Source organism: Streptomyces lasiicapitis, from assembly GCF_014646335.1.
Lineage (GTDB): Bacteria > Actinomycetota > Actinomycetes > Streptomycetales > Streptomycetaceae > Streptomyces > Streptomyces lasiicapitis.
The window spans coordinates 502,514-519,266 of the sequence record NZ_BMNG01000005.1; the positions used below are offsets into that span (position 1 = coordinate 502,514).

Consider the following 16,753-nt stretch of genomic DNA (forward strand, 5'->3'; position numbering starts at 1 on the left):
GCCAGTTAGTGCCGAGCTACGCCAGATAGTACCGAGCTACGTCAGTTCGTACCGATCTTCGCCAGCAGATCCACGATCCGGCTCTGCACCTCGCCGCTGGTGGACCGCTCCGCGAGGAACAGCACGGTCTCGCCCGCGGCGAGCTTCGGCAGGTCGGTCTCATCGACGGCCGCCGTGTAGACGACGAGCGGCGTGCGGTTCAACTGCCCGTTCGCGCGCAGCCAGTCGATGATCCCGGCACGTCGGCGGCGTACCTGGAGCAGGTCCATGACCACCAGGTTCGGCCGCATCTGCGCGGCGAGCGTGACCGCGTCCGCGTCGCTCTCGGCCCGCGCGACCCGCATCCCGCGCCGCTCCAGCGTCGCGGTCAGGGCGAGCGCGATCTCCTCGTGCTCCTCGATGAGCAGCACGCGCGGCGGGTGCTGCTCACTGTCGCGCGGCGCCAGGGCCTTCAGGAGTACGGCCGGGTCGGCGCCGTACGCCGCCTCGCGCGAGGCCTGACCGAGTCCCGCCGTGACCAGGACGGGCACCTCGGCGGCGACCGCGGCCTGGCGCAGCGACTGCAGCGCCGTACGCGTGATCGGCCCCGTCAGCGGGTCCACGAAGAGGGCCGCGGGGAACGCGGCGATCTGCGCGTCGACCTCTTCGCGCGAGTGCACGATGACGGGACGGTAGCCGCGGTCGCTGAGGGCCTGCTGCGTGGTGACGTCCGGCGCGGGCCACACCAGGAGGCGGCGCGGGTTGTCCAGCGGCTCGGGCGGCAGTTCGTCGTCCATGGGCTGCGGCTGCGGCTGGTTCGACACCTCGATGGCGCCGCCGGGACCGTCGAGCATCTCGGGGCCCTCGTCGGCGTCCTCGTCCGGAGCACCGATCGCGTACGCGCGCCCGGTGCCCTCGGTGGTCGGCGAAAGCCGGGGCTGCGGCTGCGCCTTGGCGGCCTGGGGCTGTGCCTGGGGGTGCGGGCGGGCCGCGTCCTGGTGCTCGTCGGCGACGGGCCCTGCGGGCGTGGCCGCCGCGGGCGGAGTCGACAGCCGGCGCCGCCGGCCCGAGCCTCCGGAGGAGGGCTGCGCGGGCGTGTGGGACGAGTCCGGCTGTGCTCCGGGCTGGGGCAAGGGGTGGGCCTGCGGGGGCTGCGGGGCCTGTTGCGGCTGCTGAGGCTGCTGTGGCGCGGGCAACTGCTGCGGCTGTCCCGGCTGCGCGGCCGGTCCAGCCTGTCCCTGCTCCTTGGCTGCCTGGCGTCCGAACGGCACACCCTGTCCGAGCGTTCGTACGCTGATGGCGCGTCCCTGCGTCGAGTTCGGGTCGACGGGGGCGGCCTCGGCGGGCAGCGGCTGGGCGGCACGCGCGCGTGGGTCACGTTCCGGCGGCAGGGCGGCGGCGCCGCCGCGGGCGGGCGTCGGGATGCCCTGGGCGGGGCCTTGAGAGGCTGCGCCCTCGGGGTGCGGGCCCGCCTGCTGGGGCACACCGGCGGCGGGGGTGGCGCCCGGAGGGGTGCCCTGAACCGGCATGCCCTGGGCGGGCGTTCCGGTCGTGGCGGGGTCGGCGGCCGGGGCCTGCGGGGCCTGGCGGGCGCGGCGGCGGCCGGTCGGGGGCTGAGTCTGGCCGGGCTGGGGCTGTCCGGGTTGCGGGGCAGGTCCGGCGTGGCCGGGAGATCCGCCAGATCCGGGAGGCGTGGCCGACGTGGCCGGTCCGGCCTGGCCGGGCAGCGTCGAGGGCTGCGCGGGGTGCGGCTGCGGCGGGGTGTGGTCGTCGGCGGGGTCGTGGAGGGCGGGGGCATGCTGCCCTGCGGGTCCACGCTGTCCGGCGGGCAGAGCCTGCCCTGCGGGTCCGTGCTGTCCGGCTGTCACGCCCTGCCCCGCGGGTCCGAGCTGTCCGGCCGGCACGCCGTGCGCGCCTACGGGCAGGCCACTGTGGGCGGCGGACGCAGCGCCCTGCGGACCCGCGGCACCCTGCTGATGACCCGCCGCACCCTGCTGACCCGCCACACCCGAGGCCGCTTGCGCACCCGCAGCAACCCCGCGCCGCGCACCAGCGGACCTCGACCTGGCCCCCTGCGCGCCCTGCACCGAACCGGCCGCCTGCGCACCCTGCGCACCACCGGACCGCGCACCCGCGGCCACACCCTCCTGCACATGGCCCGCCTCTTCAGGCGCACCACCCTGCGCGGGCACGCCACCCCGGGCGCCCCCCTGAAGTCCGGCCTGCACACCCGCGGGCACGTTCACCGAGGCGCCGACCTGCACCTGTCCCGCGACCTGCGCCTGCCCACCGTGCCGACCGCCGACCTGCGCGGCCCCGCCCTGCGGGCCACCCGCCTGTCCGGGCGCCCCGTACGGGACACCGGCCTGAGGCGCACCCGCGTGCACGACGCCCGCCCCGACCGAAGCACCCTCGGCCTGAGGCACAACACCCTGCGCCACACCGCCCTGCGCCACTCCACCCTGCGGAACGACACCCTCCGCCCCGCCCACCTGCTCGGCCCCGCCAGGCGCACCACTGCCCGCGTCGCGGTCGGCCTCCGCCGGCGGCAGCGCGAACACGCGCCCGCTGTTGGCCTCCTCCGCGGCGGCACGCTCCCGCGCGGCGGCCAGCGCGCGCCGGGCCCGCCGACCACCGGAACGCGGCTCCGCGCCGTCGCCCCCGGCACCGGCTCCGAAGGAACCGCCCGCCTCCGGACCGCCGGCTCCCGCCTGACCCGTCCCCGAAGGCAACGCCAAAGCCTGCTGTCCACCACCGCGCCGGGCACGCCGTCCGGACGGCACGGCGACCTCCGCCGACCCCGGACCGCCCTGCGAGGGAACGCCCTGCGGCGGCACCGTCTCACCGAGCGCAGCCGACCCGGCGGCGTGCTCGGCCGCCGTCATCACGGCACCCTCGGCCGGACTGGGCCGCCCGCGACGCCGACCGGTGCCACCCGACGTACCACCCGAAGAACCAGCGGCTCCGTTGCCGGACGCGGCACCGCCCGCGGCCTCCACAGAGTCACCGCCACCGGCCCCCGCGGGCCCTTCCGCAATGGCCCGCCGCCGACGCCGCCCGGTCCCACCGGAATCGGAACCGGAGTCGGCGACCGCGACGAACCCGGTGCCATCGGAGCCGTCCCCGGCACCCGAACCGCCGTCCTCGCCGCCCCCGGCATCCCCACTGTCCAAGAAGGAGTCCACCGAAGCCCGCCGAGCCCGCCGACGCCCGGCCCCGGCGCCCCCGGACGAACCTGCCGCCGTATCCGCCGTATCCGCCGAACCAGCACTCTCCGTAGAGACCGAAGAACCAACAGCCCCCACAGCACCCACAGCGCCCACAGAACGAACGGCACCCGTGCCATCCCCCATGGGCACCTCAAGCACGTACGCGCTGCCGTTCATGCCCGGCACCTCGTGCGTCTGAAGCACGCCACCGTGGGCCTCGACGACACCCCGCACGATCGGCTCGTGCACCGGGTCTCCCCCGGTGTACGGACCGCGCACCTCGATGCGTACGACCTCGCCGCGCTGGGCGGCGGCCACGACCACCGTCGAGTCGACGTACGCACCTTGGCCGCCGGGCGAACCCGAAACCCCCGAAACCCCCGAAATCACAGCCCCCGCGCGCGTGTTGCCGGTGGCGTCGATTCCGGCGACGTCGGCGATCAGATGGGCCAGCGCGGTGGCGAGGCGGTGGGCGTCCACCTCGACCTCGATGGGCGGCGCGTGCACGGCGAACTGGGCGCGCCCGGGGCCGATGAGTTCGACGGCACCGTCGACACCGGCGGCGACGACGGCGTCGAGCAGCACGGTCGTCAGGGACAGCTCCTCGGATCCGGCTTCGAGGCGCTGGTAGCCGAGGACGTTGTCGACGAGGGTCGTCATGCGCGCGTAGCCGGCCGACAGGTGGTGGAGCACCTGGTTGGCCTCGGGCCAGAGCTGGCCCGCGTCGTCGGAGGCGAGCGCGGACAGTTCGCGGCGCAGCTCGTCGAGCGGCCCGCGCAGCGACTGACCGAGGACGGCGATGAGCTGGCTGTGCCGGGCGGCGAGGGCTTCGTAGCGCTCCTCTTCGCGCTCGGCCAGCTCTTCGTAGCGGTCCTTCTCGCGTTCGGCGAGGGCGGCGTACCGCTCCTGCTCGGCGGCGAGTTCCTCCTCGCGCAGTTCGGCGGCGGCAGTCAGCTCCTGCTCGCGCTGCTCGGCCGCGGCCCGCAGTTCCTCGGCGTGTTCGGTGAGCGCGGCCTCGTACTTCTCGGCGAGGTTGTCGTACGGCCGCCGGTCGGTGAAGGTCATGACGGCGCCGACGAGCTGGTCGCCGTCGCGCACGGGGGCGGTGGTGAGGTCGACGGAGACCTTCTCGCCGCTCTTGGACCACAGGACCTGGCCGCGCACGCGGTGCTTGCGGCCGGAGCGCAGGGTGTCGGCGAGCGGGGACTCGTCGTACGCGAAGGGCTCGCCGTCGGCGCGCGAGTGCAGGACGAGCGGGTGCAGTTCCTGCCCGCCGAGGTCGCTGGCGCGGAAGCCGAGTATCTGGGCGGCGGCCGGGTTGACCAGCACGACGCGCCCGTCGGTGTCGGTCCCGACGACGCCTTCGGCGGCGGCCCGCAGGATCATCTCGGTCTGCCGCTGCGAACGCGCGAGCTCGGCCTCGGTGTTGAGCGCGCCCGACAGATCGCGTACGACGATCATCAGCATCTCGTCGCTGCCGTAGCCGCCGTATCCGCCCTGGCTGCCGAACCGCTCGTCGTACGCGTGCCGGCTGTCCTCGAGGTTGGAGCTGGTGACCTCGACGGGGAACTCGGTTCCGTCCGTTCGGCGGGCAATCATCCGCTTCGGCTTCGTACGTCCGCGTTCGTCCGTGCTGTCCGGTCGGCGCATGGAGCCGGGGATGAGCCGGGAGTCGAACTCGGGCAGCAGATCGAGGAGTCCGCGCCCCACGAGCGCGGTGCCGGGCGCCTCGAAGGCCTCGAGCGCGATCGCGTTCGCGTTCACGACCGTCCCGTTGGCGTTGACCAGCACCAACGCGTCCGGGAGCGCGTCGAGTATGGCTGCGAGGCGAGCAGCGCCTCGGGATGGCCTGCTGCTCACGACGACGCTTCCTCCCTGATTACCGCACCTTGCCGACCGCCCGAGCCATCTTGCCTCTCGGCTCGCGGCGTGTCACGGGAGGGAGTCTACGGGGAGTGGTTGCGGGCGCGACGCCGGATGAGAGGGAGGTCGCACGCAGAAGTCGTGAGCCTTCAGTAGTCCCTGGTCACGGAAGGGTTGCGAACTCCCTTCTTAAGAAGGGCACGTCGGTTCGGTCGCGGCGGGTGAGTGTGCGGCGGCTGCTTGGCAGGTGCTTGGCGAGTCTTTGACGGCGCCCTTACGCGCGCGCCGTCGGGTGCCTGACCTTTCCCCGGCCCCCCTTTTGTGTGCGCTCAGGCGCCGCCGCCCGCGGGGAGCACCGGCACGAGGCCGTTCCACCGCGCGATCCGGCACCCGTCGGTGCGCGAGAAGGAGGCGTCCACGGGGCGCCCCTGCCAGGTACCGGTGACGTACGCGGTCTCCGGGCCGCCGTACTGCTCGGTGCACATGGCGTCGCGCGGCACCGGGGCGAAGGGGTCCGCGCCGTCCGCCGCGAGCTGATCAAGACGTTCGCAGGCGTCATCGGGTGAAGGGTGGGTGCCGCCGGCGCCGGTGGGGCCGCATTCGAGGGTGTACGTCCCGTCGCTCGCGCTGCCGCGGGTGTCGCCGGTGTCGCCGGTGCCGTCGGTTCCGGCGACGGTGATGGTGAGCTGGTGCACGGTGGAGCGCTCGGATGCGCCGGGGTGGTCCGCCGGGCACGCGTGCGCCGCGGCGGGGAAGACGGCGGCCAGGGCGGCGACGGGGGCGGAGACGGCGAGAAGGAAGCGGCGGCGCAGTGTGAAGGACTCGGCGAGGGGCTGGGTGGACGGCTTCACGGGGTCTCCCTGGGGCGCGGGGTTCCGACGGGGGCTCCGGCGTGGTTCGGGCGGGACCGGCCCGGCCCGTCGACGCCGATGGCCTCACCGCACTGCGTCTAACGCCGCAGGCCCCACCGCGTTGCGGCCCGGAAATGCGCTTTGCCCTGCGGGCCGCCCGACTAGTACCGTAGAGGCCGCGATTGGTGACACGCCCCCGGGCTGTGTCATCATCTGCACGCACCCCCGCGCTCGCGCGGGATGCAGGTTGGGAGGCGTCGCCTAGTCCGGTCTATGGCGCCGCACTGCTAATGCGGTTTGGGCCTTCAAGCCCATCGAGGGTTCAAATCCCTCCGCCTCCGCACCACGATCCGAAGCCCCGGTCATCCGACCGGGGCTTCGGCCGTTCCTCGACCGCTCGCACCACAGGGGCCCCACGCGCCCCCACCCCGCGGACCCCGCCCTGAGGGCATTTGCCCAGCTCAGAGCAGGTGCGACAAACGGATTTCGCCTCACGGCGCAGGTCATGTAATGTTGTTCCCGCAACGCCGACCGGGAAGAAAAGCCCGGGAGGAAGAGCAACACAACAAAAAAATCAAGCACTCGTAGCTTAACGGATAGAGCATCTGACTACGGATCAGAAGGTTGCAGGTTCGAATCCTGCCGAGTGCACATGGATAAGAGGCCCCGGAGAAATCCGGGGCCTCTTGCGTTGCCGGGACCACATTGGGCGCCCCGCATCAGAGGCCCTGTGGAGTGGTCCGCAGGGCCTCTGGGGGTTCAGGCTGTTGCCTTGATCGTCTCGCCGGTCCGGGGCTGCGGCTGTGTGGCGTTCTGGGCGATGCGGCGGCGGCGCGTCGGGATTCCGAGGGTTGGGTTGGCTACGCCCCACGCCGCGCCCTTGCAGATCAGTTCCTTGTACCTGGCGGCGAAGCGGCCCGTCAGGGCTGCCTTGACCGCGCGGTCGTCGGCGGTGACGTACTGGATCAGGCCTTCCTTGCGACCCAGTGAGATGCACTGGTTGAAGTAGCGGATCGGGGTCTTCGGGACCTTGGTGCCGGTCAGGCGGGCCGCGATCGCGTCGGCTGCCTGCCAGGCCATGGGGGTGCCCGAGGCGCACGACATGCGCAGTGGCTTGTCGCCCGGGCCCATCGCCATGGCCGCGTCGCCGACCGCGTACACATCCGGGTGCGAGACCGAGCGCATCGTGCTGTCGACCTTGATCTGGCCGGTGTCCGTGACCTCCAGGGTCGTTGCCCGTGCGATCGGGTGGACCGCGAAGCCCGTGGTCCACACGGTGATCGCGGCCGGGATCGACTTGCCGTCGGCCGTGGCCACGCGGTCGGACTCGACGTCCGTGACGGCGGCGTGTTCGTGCGCCGTGATGCCGAGGCCCGCGAAGACCTTGTGTACGTGGGCGCGGCCCTTGGGCGAGAGCCAGTCGCCGAGTGCGCCGCGCGCGGCGAGGGCCACGTCGAGGTCCGGGCGCGCCTCCGCGATCTCGGTCGCCGCCTCCAGGCCCGTCAGGCCGCCGCCGACCACGACCACCGGCTGTCCTGCCTCCAGGCCCGCCAGGCGCTCGCGCAGCCGGAGCGCTCCGGGGCGGCTCGCCAGCTCGTCGGCGAACTCGGCCGTGCCGGGGACCCCTTGGCTGTTCCAGGCGCTGCCGAGGGCGTAGATGAGGGTGTCGTACTCAAGTACCTCGTTCAGTACGTCGGTTTCCCCGGTGGCCTCCGCTGCGGGCCTCGCGGCCGTGACCTGCACCCTCTTGCGGTCGACGTCCACCGCCGTCACCCTCGCCAGCTTCAGTTCCACGCCCGTGCCCGCGAACATCTCGCTGAACGGGCGGGGCCTGAGGTCCTGGCCGGCCGCCAGCTGGTGCATCCGGACGCGCTCCACGAAGTCGGGCTCGGCGTTGACGAGGGTGATGGCCACGTCCTCGCGGCGCAGCCGCTTGGCGAGGCGTCCGGCGGCGATGGCTCCGCTGTATCCGGCTCCGAGGACGATGATGCGGTGCTGCTGCTTCATTGTCTTGCTCCCTGTCTCGGCTCTTCCGCGTCGTCGGCTCGTTCGCGGTTTCGCCCCTTGAACCGGGCAGCCGGATGTTTTCTGACAGGGGCGCGACGTGATCCACGTCACAGTGTGGTCAGGGGGTGTCAGGCGATACGTGGCAGGAAGGATCAGAACGCGTTGAGCAGGGGGTTTCCGTGGTCCTCGGACGCCCATCGCTCCGTCGCGCGGCCCAGCTTGTCCGGGTTGACCTGGTTGCGGAACGCCGCGATGCCCTCGGCGGTGATCTCCAGGCACATGACGCCGACGACCCGGCCGTCGACGACCGCGACGACGGCCGGGCCGCCGTTGGCGGTCGTGACCCAGACCTCGGGCGAGCCGCCGACGTACGCGCGCTTGGCCTTGCTGGGCTTGAACAGGCCCCGCATGAACTTTCCGACCGCGACGGCGCCCTCGAACGCCTTGGCGCGGGCCGGGATCTTGCCGCCGCCGTCGCCGACCGCGATCGCGTCGTCGGTGAGCATCCGTACGAGCTGCTCGGTCTGGCCGCTGGTGGCGGCCGCGAGGAACTCCTCGACGATCCGCCGGGCGGCGGCCTCGTCGATCTCGGTGCGCGCCTTGCCCTCCGCGACCCGCTTCTTGGCGCGGTGGAAGAGCTGCTGGCTGGCGGCGTCGGTGATGTCGAGGATCTCGGCGATCTCGCGGTGCGTGTACGTGAAGGCCTCCCGCAGCACGTACACCGCCCGCTCGTTGGGGGAGAGGCGCTCCAGGACGGTGAGTACCGCGTACGAGACCGACTCGCGCTGTTCGGCCGTGTCGGCCGGGCCGAGCATCGGGTCCCCGGCGAGCAGCGGCTCGGGGAGCCATTCGCCCACGTAGGTCTCGCGCCGGGCGCGGGCCGAGGTGAGCTGGTTGAGGCACAGGTTGGTGAGGACCTTCGTCAGCCAGGCCTCGGGGACCTCGACGCGCTCGACGTCGGCGCCCTGCCAGCGCAGGAAGGTGTCCTGCACGGCGTCCTCGGCCTCGGCCGCGGAGCCGAGGAGGCGGTAGGCGATGGCCTCCAGGCGGGGCCTGGAGGCCTCGAACCGGTCGACGTCGTTCATGGTCAGGGGGGCCATGGGTCGGATCCTAGTCCTGACCGCGGGGGCAGGGTCAGACCCCGTCGCGGTGACGGGGTCAGGGCGCCGCGGCCTCCAGCGCGTCGACGCTGCCGGACATGATCGTCCGGACGTGCGCGCCGATGTGCTCCACGGGCCAGTCCCACCAGGCGAGTTCGAGGAGCCGGGCCACGTCCTCGTCGGCGTAACGGCGGCGGATGAGGGTGGCCGGGTTGCCGCCGACGATGCCGTAGTCGGGTACGTCGTCGACCACGACCGAGCCGGAGGCGATGATCGCGCCGTGGCCGATGCGTACGCCCGGCATGACCATGGTCCGGTGGCCGAACCAGACGTCGTTGCCGACCACGGTGTCGCCCCGGCCGGGCAGGCCGGTGATCAGGTCGAAGTGCTCGGCCCAGGAGCCGCCCATGATCGGGAACGGGAAGGTGGACGGACCGTCCATGCGGTGGTTGGCGCCGTTCATGATGAACCGCACGCCCTCGCCCAGCGCGCAGTACTTGCCGATGACCAGCCTCTCCGGACCGTAGTGGTAGAGGACGTTGCGGGTCTCGAAGGCGGTGGGGTCGTCGGGATCGTCGTAGTAGGTGAACTCGCCCACGTCGATGAGGGGTGAGGTGATCAGGGGGCGCAGCAGGACGACGCGCGGCTGGTCCGGCATCGGGTGCACCACGGTCGGGTCGGGCGGGGCGGATGGCATCGTGCGTCGGCTCCTCGTCTGCCGGGCTTCTCAGGGGTCTGCCGGGCTTCTCACGGGCCGCGGTCAAGTCCGCGCGGCGAACGCAGCCTTGCTGACGCTCCGTCTCGCCGTCCACTCAATACTTCACGGCTGGACCGCACTTCACGGCTGGACCTCGGATTCACCCCACACGCCGACGCACACCTCGTCGCCCACCGATATCTTGCCGGACCGCAGCACCGAGTACTTCGTGCCGAGGGCGACTCCGCCCTGCGGCGCGCGGCGGTACGACGCCAGGGTGCGCAGGGGTTCCGGGCCCGCGCGGCGGCCGGTGTCCTGGTCGACGAGGGTGACGGCGCAGCGGATCGCCGGTTTCGTGTAGCCCAGTTCGGCCGTGCCGATCGTGAGGTGGTGGGCGCGGTCCTCGGTGTGCGGCTCGTCCCAGCCGGTGACCACGATGTTGGGGCGGAAGCGCTCCATGGGCAGGAGCTCCGCGCCCCGTTCGGCCAGTTTGCCGTTCAGCAGGTCCACGGTGGCGCGGGATATGAGGTGCAGGGCCGAGCTGTCCGCGTAGCCGGAGGTGCCCGGGGTCCTGCCGTCGGTGACGCGGTGGTGCTCCGGCGGTACGCGGACGAGTCTGCTCGGTGCGTCGAGTACGTCCGTCAGCCACGCGGCGGCCGCGTCCCCCTGGTCGATGCCCTGGTACGCGGCCCCGAACAGGTCGACGTCCCTGCGGGCGCCGGACGTGTCCACGTCGATGTGCACGCCGTCGTGGCCGGGCGCGCGGAGCGTGAGCCGGGTGCCGTCGGCGTCGATGTCGGGGCGGATCAGTGCGAGACGCGGGTCCCGACGCTGAGTTCGGTACACGCCCTCCGTGCTGACGACCATGAAGCTGCGGTCGTGCGCGAGGCCCGCGGGCGTCAGCACGGCCTCGCTCGCCGACGTCCCCGCGCAGCCCTTGACGGGGTAGTACGCCAGCTCGGCGATGACGACGGTCATGCCTGGTCCTTTCTCCTGGTGACAGTGGGAGAACGTACGTGATCGCCGAAAAATGCCGCTGCCCCGGGTGGACCGGGGCAGCGGTTGATTCGTACGGTGCGCGAAATGCGGGTGAATCAGGCGGACTTGACCGTTCCGCCGTCGATGATGTGGTCCGCGCCGGTGATGTTGCCCGCGGCGTCCGAGAGCAGGAAGACGATGAGGGCCGCGACCTCGGCCGGCTCGGTGATGCGGCGGGACGCGATGTTGAAGGACTGCGGGATCGCCTCGATGAACTGGGCGTGGTCGACCCCCGCGGCCGCCGCCACCTGGCCGCCGAAGCCGTTCGGGTCCTCCCAGATCGCGGTGCGCACGACACCCGGCGAGACGGTGTTCACGCGCACGCCCTGCGGCCCGAACTCCTCGGAGAGCGCCTTGCCGAAGGCCGTCAGGGCCGCCTTGGCGGTGCTGTAGGCGACCGGGCCCGAGCCGGGGACGCGGGCGTTGATCGAGGAGACGTTCACGAGGGCGCCCCGGCGCTCGACGAGCCCCGGCAGCGCGGCGCGGCTGGCGCGGACCGCGCTGAACAGGTTGATCTCCAGGTTCGCCTGCCAGTGGGCGTCGTCCGTGGTGAGGAAGCCGCCGATGTTCACGTCGTCGCCGGCGCCGACGTTGTTGACGAGGAAGTCGATGCCGCCCAACTCGGCGTGCGCGTGGTCGATGAGGGCGGCGGGGCCTTCGGGCGTGCCGAGGTCGGCGGCGTACGGAATCGCGCCGGAGTCCTTCAGCTCGGGGGTGATGGTGCGGGCGGCGCCGACCACGCGGACGCCCTCGGCGATCAGGGTGCGGACGGTGGCCAGGCCGATGCCGCGGCTCGCGCCGGTGACGACGGCGGTCTTGGCGGTGAGGTTGAGGTCCATGAGGGAGTCCCTTCAGTAGTTTACCTATGGGTACAAAAAATGGGTATGCGTAGGGAGGGCGAGAGGAAGGGTGGGTGAGAGGGAGGAGTGGGTCAGGGGGAGGGGTGGGTCAGAGGAGGTCCAGGACCGCCCGGATCGTGCGGCGCATGCCGTCGGGGCCGTCCGCGACCCGCGCGGTCACGCGCAGGCCGATGGTCGTGTTCAGGAGCAGGCTGGCGATGGTCGCGGCGTCGCGGTCGGGGGCGATCTCGCCGGACCGCTTGCCCTCCTCGATCAGTGCCTGGAAGGCGCCTTCGGTGCGCGCGAACATGCCGCGCACGAGGGTGCTGGCCGTCTCGTCGGCGACGGCCAGCTCGGCGGCCGTGTTCACCGCCATGCAGCCGCGCCGGTCCGGGTCGGCGAGGTCCATCTCCACCAGGAGCTCAAGTCCCTTGCGCAGGCGCTCCTTGACGGAGTCGTCGCCCTCGGTGAGCAGGTCGGTGAGCGCCTTCGCCTGGGTGTCGCCGTAGTGCCGCAGGGACAGCTCGAACAGGCCGTGCTTGCTGCCGAAGGCGTGGTACAGACTCCCCTTGCCCATGCCGAGGGCGTCGACGAGGTCCTGCGGGGTCGTGTCCCCGTACCCCTTGCGCCAGAAGACCTGCATCGCCTGTTCCACGGCGGTCTCCGGATCGAACTGCTTCGGCCGTCCCATGGCGAGGACTCTAGCAGAGTTGTGTACCTGTGGGTCAAGAAGGGGCGTTGTCAGTGGCGTGCGGCATGCTTTTTCCATGACTTGGTGGTGCACGGGGGTGCGATGGCGGGTCGGCGGCGGGCCCGTCGGACCTGCGCTCGGGTGGTACGCGCCGGGGCGCGGCGAGCGCGAGAGCCCGCTGGAGTTCGGGGGCGCGGTGGCGTTCCGGGTGCGGGGCGGGCGGCGCTGCCTCGGGGTGTTCCGGGGCGGGCGGTGGACGGCGTGTCCGGCGGGCGCGGCGGTGGCGGGGCGGGCCACCCGGGCGCAGTGCGAGGAGTGCGCCCGCGTCGACCGGGCGCACTCGGTCGCGGCGGACACGTTCGCCGACGACCCGCGGCCGTATCGCGTGTACGTGGCGTGGTTCGGCCCCGGCCTGGTGAAGGTCGGCATCACCGGGGTCGCGCGGGGCGGGGCCCGGCTCCTCGAACAGGGGGCGGTGGCCTACACCTGGCTCGGGCAGGGGCCGTTGATGGCGGCGCGCCGCACGGAGGAACTGCTGCGTACGGCGCTCGGCGTCCCGGACCGGATTCCGTACGCGCGCAAGCGGGCCCTGCGGTCACGGCTGCCGGACGCGGCGGAGCGGGCCGCCGAGCTGGCGGGGCTTCACCGGAAGGCGGCGGCACTCGGCGGCTGGCCCGAGTCGCTGGAGCGGCTGCCGTGCGAAGCCGTGGACCACGGCAGGGAGTTCGGGCTCGCCGGACTCGGTCGGTTCGACGGGGCGGGGCGGGTCGTGGACGAGCTGACGGACGGCGGGGTCGTGGCCGGGACGCTGGTTGCTGCTGCCGGGCCCGATCTGCATCTCGAGGTGGGCCCGGGACGGGGGTTGGTGATCGACAGTCGGCTGATGAGCGGGTGGCGGCTTGTGGGGGTGGGGGACTCGGAGACCCCGGAGGTGACAGTTCCAGTGCGGGAGATACCTGTGGTGCAGGGCGGATTGTTCTGAGGCGCGGCCCGGGAGGCTGGACAGAGCCACGGCGAGGGGCCGACTGTGGGTGCCATGAGTGATCACGAGCTTGGGGCTGTCGGCGAGGAGGAGCCCGGTGACGAGGTGACGCGGCTCGGCGACGAGGTGGAGCGGGTCACCGCCTTCTGGGGGCGGCTCGGGCTGCCGGGACTCGTCGACGTACACACGCACTTCATGCCGGAGCGCGTCCTCGCGAAGGTGTGGGGCTACTTCGACTCGATCGGGCCGCTGACGGGCGTGCGGTGGCCCATCGCGTACCGGCACGACGAGGAGCGGCGGCTCGCCGTGCTGCGGGAGTTCGGGGTGCGGGCGTTCACGTCGATGCTGTATCCGCACAAGGCGGGCATGGCGGAGTGGCTCAACGGCTGGGCGGCGGAGTTCGCCGCGCGGACGCCGGACTGTCTGCACACGGCGACGCTGTTCCCCGAGCCGGACGCCGAGCGCTATGTGCGCGCGGCCGTCGAGGGCGGGGCGCGGGTGTTCAAGTCGCATGTGCAGGTGGGCGCGTACGACCCGAACGACGCGCTGCTCGACCCGGTGTGGGGGCTCCTCGCCGAGGCCGGGATCCCGGTCGTGATGCACTGCGGGTCGGGCCCGGCGCCCGGCAAGCACACCGGGCCCGAGCCGGTGGGGCGGCTGCTCGCGCGGCATCCGCGGCTGCGGCTCGTCGTGGCGCACATGGGGATGCCGGAGTACGCGGACTTCCTGGACCTCGCCGAGCGGTTCGGGGAGGTGCGGCTCGACACGACGATGGCGTTCACGGACTTCGCCGAGCTGTCCGCGCCGTTCCCGCGCGCGGAGCGGGGGCGGCTCGCGGAGCTGGGGCTCGGCGGGCGGATCCTGCTGGGGACGGACTTCCCCAACATTCCGTACGGGTACGTCCACCAGCTCGACGCCCTGGAGCGGCTCGGCCTCGGCGACGACTGGCTCCGGGCGGTCTGCCACGGGAACGGGGCGCGGCTGTTCGGGCTGGAGTGAGGACGACTTTTTCTCAGGGAATTCACAGCTGGGCGAAAGCCGTCTTTCACCGCCGCCGCCCACGCTGAAGCCATGACGATGACCTCGCCCCAGGGGCGTACCGAACTGCTCAGGCCGGACGGGAGCCCCGTCCGCGTACTCGTCGTGGACGACGAGGTGTCGCTCACCGAGCTGCTCTCCATGGCGCTGCGGTACGAGGGCTGGGAGATCCGCAGCGCCGACGACGGCGCGGGCGCGGTGCGGGCAGCGCGGAGTTTTCGGCCCGACGCCGTCGTGCTCGACATGATGCTGCCGGACATGGACGGCCTGGCCGTGCTCGGGCGGCTGCGCCGCGAACTCCCCGACGTGCCGGTCCTGTTCCTGACCGCCAAGGACGCCGTCGAGGACCGCATCGCCGGACTCACGGCGGGCGGCGACGACTACGTGACCAAGCCGTTCAGCCTCGAAGAGGTCGTGGCGCGGCTGCGCGGCCTCATCCGGCGGGCCGGGGCGTCCGGGCGGCGCAGCGAGTCCGTGCTCGCCGTCGGCGACCTGACCCTCGACGAGGACAGCCACGAGGTGACGCGCGGCGGCGACTCCATCCACCTCACGGCCACCGAGTTCGAGCTGCTGCGCTACCTCATGCGCAATCCGCGGCGCGTGCTCAGCAAGGCGCAGATCCTCGACCGGGTGTGGAGCTACGACTTCGGGGGCCAGGCCAACGTCGTCGAGCTGTACATCTCGTATCTGCGGCGGAAGATCGACGCGGGCCGGGAGCCGATGATCCACACGCGGCGGGGCGCCGGGTACCTGATCAAGCCCGCCGTCCTGGCGGCGTGAGCCTCCCGGGCCGCCCGCGGACTCGCAAGCCCCGCGCCTCGCGCGCACGCAAGCCCCGCACCCTCCGCACCCGCCTCGTAGTCTCCGCCGTGGCGCTGATCGCCGTCGTGTGCGCGGTGATCGGCACGGTCACCACGATCGCGCTGCGGTCGCATCTGTACGAGCAGGTGGACGGCGCCCTCCGGCAGGTCTCGATGCGGGCGGCCGGGCCGCCGGAGGACGCCGGGAAGCTGCCGGACCACCGCGAGGAGGGCCCCGGCGCCGGCGGGCCGCTGCGGTTCGTCACCAAGGGCCCGCAGGAGATCGGCACCGTCGGCGCGGTCGTCGGCGACGACGGCACCCTCACCGAGGGCGCCGTCAGCACTGAGCCCGACGTGTCGAGCCGCGCCCCCGAATCCATCGGCAAGTCCCTGGACGCCGACCAGCTCGACGCCCTCGCCGACGTGGCCCGCGACGGCAAGCCGCACACCGTGGACGTACCGGAACTGGGCGAGTACCGCGTCGAGTACACCAGCGGCCGCTTCGGCGACTACCTCGTCGGCCTGCCGACCGCCAAGGTCACCAACACCCTCAACACGCTCGTCGTCACCGAGGTCAGCGTCACCGCCGCGGGCCTGGTCGCCGCCTCGCTCGCGGGCGCGGCGATGGTCGGCGTGGCCCTGCGCCCGCTGCGCCGCGTCGCCGCCACCGCGACCCGCGTCTCCGAACTCCCCCTGCACAGCGGCGAAGTGGCCCTCCACGAACGCGTCCCCGACGTCGAGGCCGACGCCCGCACCGAGGTCGGCCAGGTCGGCGCCGCGCTCAACCGCATGCTCGACCACGTCCACTCGGCGCTGCACGCGCGACAGCGGAGCGAGACCCGCGTACGCCAGTTCGTCGCCGACGCCAGCCACGAGCTGCGCACCCCGCTCGCCTCCATCCGCGGCTACGCCGAGCTGACGCGCCGCGGCCGCGAGGAGACCGGGCCCGACACCCGGCACGCGCTCGGCCGCATCGAGTCCGAGGCCGCGCGGATGACCGGCCTGGTCGAGGACCTGCTGCTCCTTGCCCGCCTGGACGTGGAACGAGGCAGCGGTACGTCGGGCTCGGCCGGCCCGGGCCCCCTCACCTACGAACCCACCGACCTCTCCCCCCTCGTCGTCGACGTCCTCAGCGACGCCCGCGCCGCCGGGCAGGACCACACCTGGCGCCTCGACCTGCCCGACGACCCCGCGCTCGTCCTCGCCGACCCCGCCCGCGTCCACCAGGTCCTGGTGAACCTCCTCGCCAACGCCCGCACCCACACCCCGCCGGGCACCACCGTCACCGCCCGCGTGCACCGGCACGGCCCGTGGGTCTGCCTGGACGTCGCCGACGACGGCCCCGGCATCCCGCCCGGCCTGCTCCCGCACGTCTTCGAACGGTTCGCGCGCGGCGACAGCTCCCGCTCGCGCGCCCAAGGCGCCCGAGGCGCCCATGGGTCAACGGGTCTCGGCCTCGCGATCGTGCAGGCCGTCGTCGCCGCGCACGGCGGCGCCGTGACGGTCACGAGCGAGCCCGGCAGCACGGTGTTCACCGTTCACCTGCCCGCGCACCAGGAGCAGCTCGCGCACCAAGAGCAACTCCCGTACTCACAGACGGGCCACAGCCTCACCACACAGCCCTGACAGAGCAGTTGGCGAGCGTCGGACACATGCCAA

Annotated in this window: 12 protein-coding genes and 2 tRNA genes; 6 read left to right on the top strand and 8 right to left on the bottom strand. The window is 72.9% G+C overall.

Annotation, left to right across the window (positions count from 1 at the left end):
• Window positions 1-41 precede the first annotated feature (41 nt).
• Complete coding sequence (locus IEY91_RS13905) at window positions 42-5,048, bottom strand: PAS domain-containing protein (RefSeq protein ID WP_189174150.1); 5,007 nt, start codon at window positions 5,046-5,048, stop codon at window positions 42-44.
• Between the two features lie 332 nt (window positions 5,049-5,380).
• Window positions 5,381-5,863, bottom strand: coding sequence for an SSI family serine proteinase inhibitor (locus IEY91_RS13910; protein WP_306309897.1), 483 nt, complete (start codon window positions 5,861-5,863; stop codon window positions 5,381-5,383).
• 289 nt (window positions 5,864-6,152) lie between these two features.
• Here IEY91_RS13910 and IEY91_RS13915 point away from each other — a divergent pair.
• A tRNA-Ser gene (locus IEY91_RS13915) sits at window positions 6,153-6,243 on the top strand.
• A 237-nt stretch (window positions 6,244-6,480) separates the two neighbouring features.
• Window positions 6,481-6,553: transfer RNA gene (locus IEY91_RS13920), tRNA-Arg, on the top strand.
• Between the two features lie 108 nt (window positions 6,554-6,661).
• Here the strand turns inward: IEY91_RS13920 and IEY91_RS13925 are convergent.
• The 6 genes from IEY91_RS13925 to IEY91_RS13950 all read right to left on the bottom strand — a co-directional run bounded on the left by IEY91_RS13925 (window position 6,662) and on the right by IEY91_RS13950 (window position 12,274).
• A complete protein-coding gene (locus tag IEY91_RS13925; protein ID WP_189174151.1) occupies window positions 6,662-7,909 on the bottom strand; it encodes an NAD(P)/FAD-dependent oxidoreductase in 1,248 nt (415 codons plus the stop codon).
• 152 nt (window positions 7,910-8,061) lie between these two features.
• The gene (sigJ, locus tag IEY91_RS13930) at window positions 8,062-9,009 is read right to left on the bottom strand and encodes an RNA polymerase sigma factor SigJ (RefSeq protein ID WP_189174152.1); all 948 of its coding nucleotides are present in this window, start codon (window positions 9,007-9,009) and stop codon (window positions 8,062-8,064) included.
• A 58-nt stretch (window positions 9,010-9,067) separates the two neighbouring features.
• On the bottom strand, window positions 9,068-9,706 hold the full coding sequence (locus IEY91_RS13935) for a CatB-related O-acetyltransferase (protein WP_189174153.1): 639 nt from the start codon (window positions 9,704-9,706) through the stop codon (window positions 9,068-9,070).
• A gap of 141 nt (window positions 9,707-9,847) precedes the next feature.
• Entirely contained in the window at window positions 9,848-10,684 is an 837-nt protein-coding gene (locus IEY91_RS13940) for an MOSC domain-containing protein (RefSeq protein ID WP_164323155.1), read from the bottom strand.
• Between the two features lie 116 nt (window positions 10,685-10,800).
• Window positions 10,801-11,583: an SDR family oxidoreductase gene (locus IEY91_RS13945; protein WP_189174154.1), complete on the bottom strand. Its 783-nt coding sequence runs from the start codon at window positions 11,581-11,583 to the stop codon at window positions 10,801-10,803.
• A 109-nt stretch (window positions 11,584-11,692) separates the two neighbouring features.
• Window positions 11,693-12,274, bottom strand: coding sequence for a TetR/AcrR family transcriptional regulator (locus IEY91_RS13950; protein ID WP_189174155.1), 582 nt, complete (start codon window positions 12,272-12,274; stop codon window positions 11,693-11,695).
• Window positions 12,275-12,350: 76 nt separating this feature from the next.
• On the opposite strand from IEY91_RS13950, the gene IEY91_RS13955 reads away from it, so the two are divergent.
• The 4 genes from IEY91_RS13955 to IEY91_RS13970 all read left to right on the top strand — a co-directional run bounded on the left by IEY91_RS13955 (window position 12,351) and on the right by IEY91_RS13970 (window position 16,720).
• Window positions 12,351-13,256, top strand: a complete 906-nt coding sequence (locus IEY91_RS13955) for a DUF2797 domain-containing protein (protein WP_189174156.1) — start codon at window positions 12,351-12,353, stop codon at window positions 13,254-13,256.
• A gap of 54 nt (window positions 13,257-13,310) precedes the next feature.
• Window positions 13,311-14,255: an amidohydrolase family protein gene (locus tag IEY91_RS13960; RefSeq protein WP_189174157.1), complete on the top strand. Its 945-nt coding sequence runs from the start codon at window positions 13,311-13,313 to the stop codon at window positions 14,253-14,255.
• 72 nt (window positions 14,256-14,327) lie between these two features.
• A complete protein-coding gene (locus IEY91_RS13965) occupies window positions 14,328-15,074 on the top strand; it encodes a response regulator transcription factor (protein WP_229696931.1) in 747 nt (248 codons plus the stop codon).
• The gene (locus IEY91_RS13970) at window positions 15,071-16,720 is read left to right on the top strand and encodes a sensor histidine kinase (protein WP_229696932.1); all 1,650 of its coding nucleotides are present in this window, start codon (window positions 15,071-15,073) and stop codon (window positions 16,718-16,720) included. Before IEY91_RS13965 ends, IEY91_RS13970 begins: the two co-directional genes overlap by 4 nt.
• The last annotated feature ends 33 nt before the right edge of the window (window positions 16,721-16,753 follow it).

Bases quoted from the DNA above. Each gene is read 5' to 3' on its own strand.
- IEY91_RS13950 (WP_189174155.1), bottom strand. From the start codon at position 12,274: ATGGGACGGCCGAAGCAGTTCGATCCGGAGACCGCCGTGGAACAGGCG.
- IEY91_RS13925 (WP_189174151.1), bottom strand. From the start codon at position 7,909: ATGAAGCAGCAGCACCGCATCATCGTCCTCGGAGCCGGATACAGCGGA.
- IEY91_RS13945 (WP_189174154.1), bottom strand. From the start codon at position 11,583: ATGGACCTCAACCTCACCGCCAAGACCGCCGTCGTCACCGGCGCGAGC.
- IEY91_RS13935 (WP_189174153.1), bottom strand. From the start codon at position 9,706: ATGCCATCCGCCCCGCCCGACCCGACCGTGGTGCACCCGATGCCGGAC.
- IEY91_RS13955 (WP_189174156.1), top strand. From the start codon at position 12,351: ATGACTTGGTGGTGCACGGGGGTGCGATGGCGGGTCGGCGGCGGGCCC.
- IEY91_RS13960 (WP_189174157.1), top strand. From the start codon at position 13,311: ATGAGTGATCACGAGCTTGGGGCTGTCGGCGAGGAGGAGCCCGGTGAC.
- sigJ (WP_189174152.1), bottom strand. From the start codon at position 9,009: ATGGCCCCCCTGACCATGAACGACGTCGACCGGTTCGAGGCCTCCAGG.
- IEY91_RS13965 (WP_229696931.1), top strand. From the start codon at position 14,328: ATGACGATGACCTCGCCCCAGGGGCGTACCGAACTGCTCAGGCCGGAC.
- IEY91_RS13940 (WP_164323155.1), bottom strand. From the start codon at position 10,684: ATGACCGTCGTCATCGCCGAGCTGGCGTACTACCCCGTCAAGGGCTGC.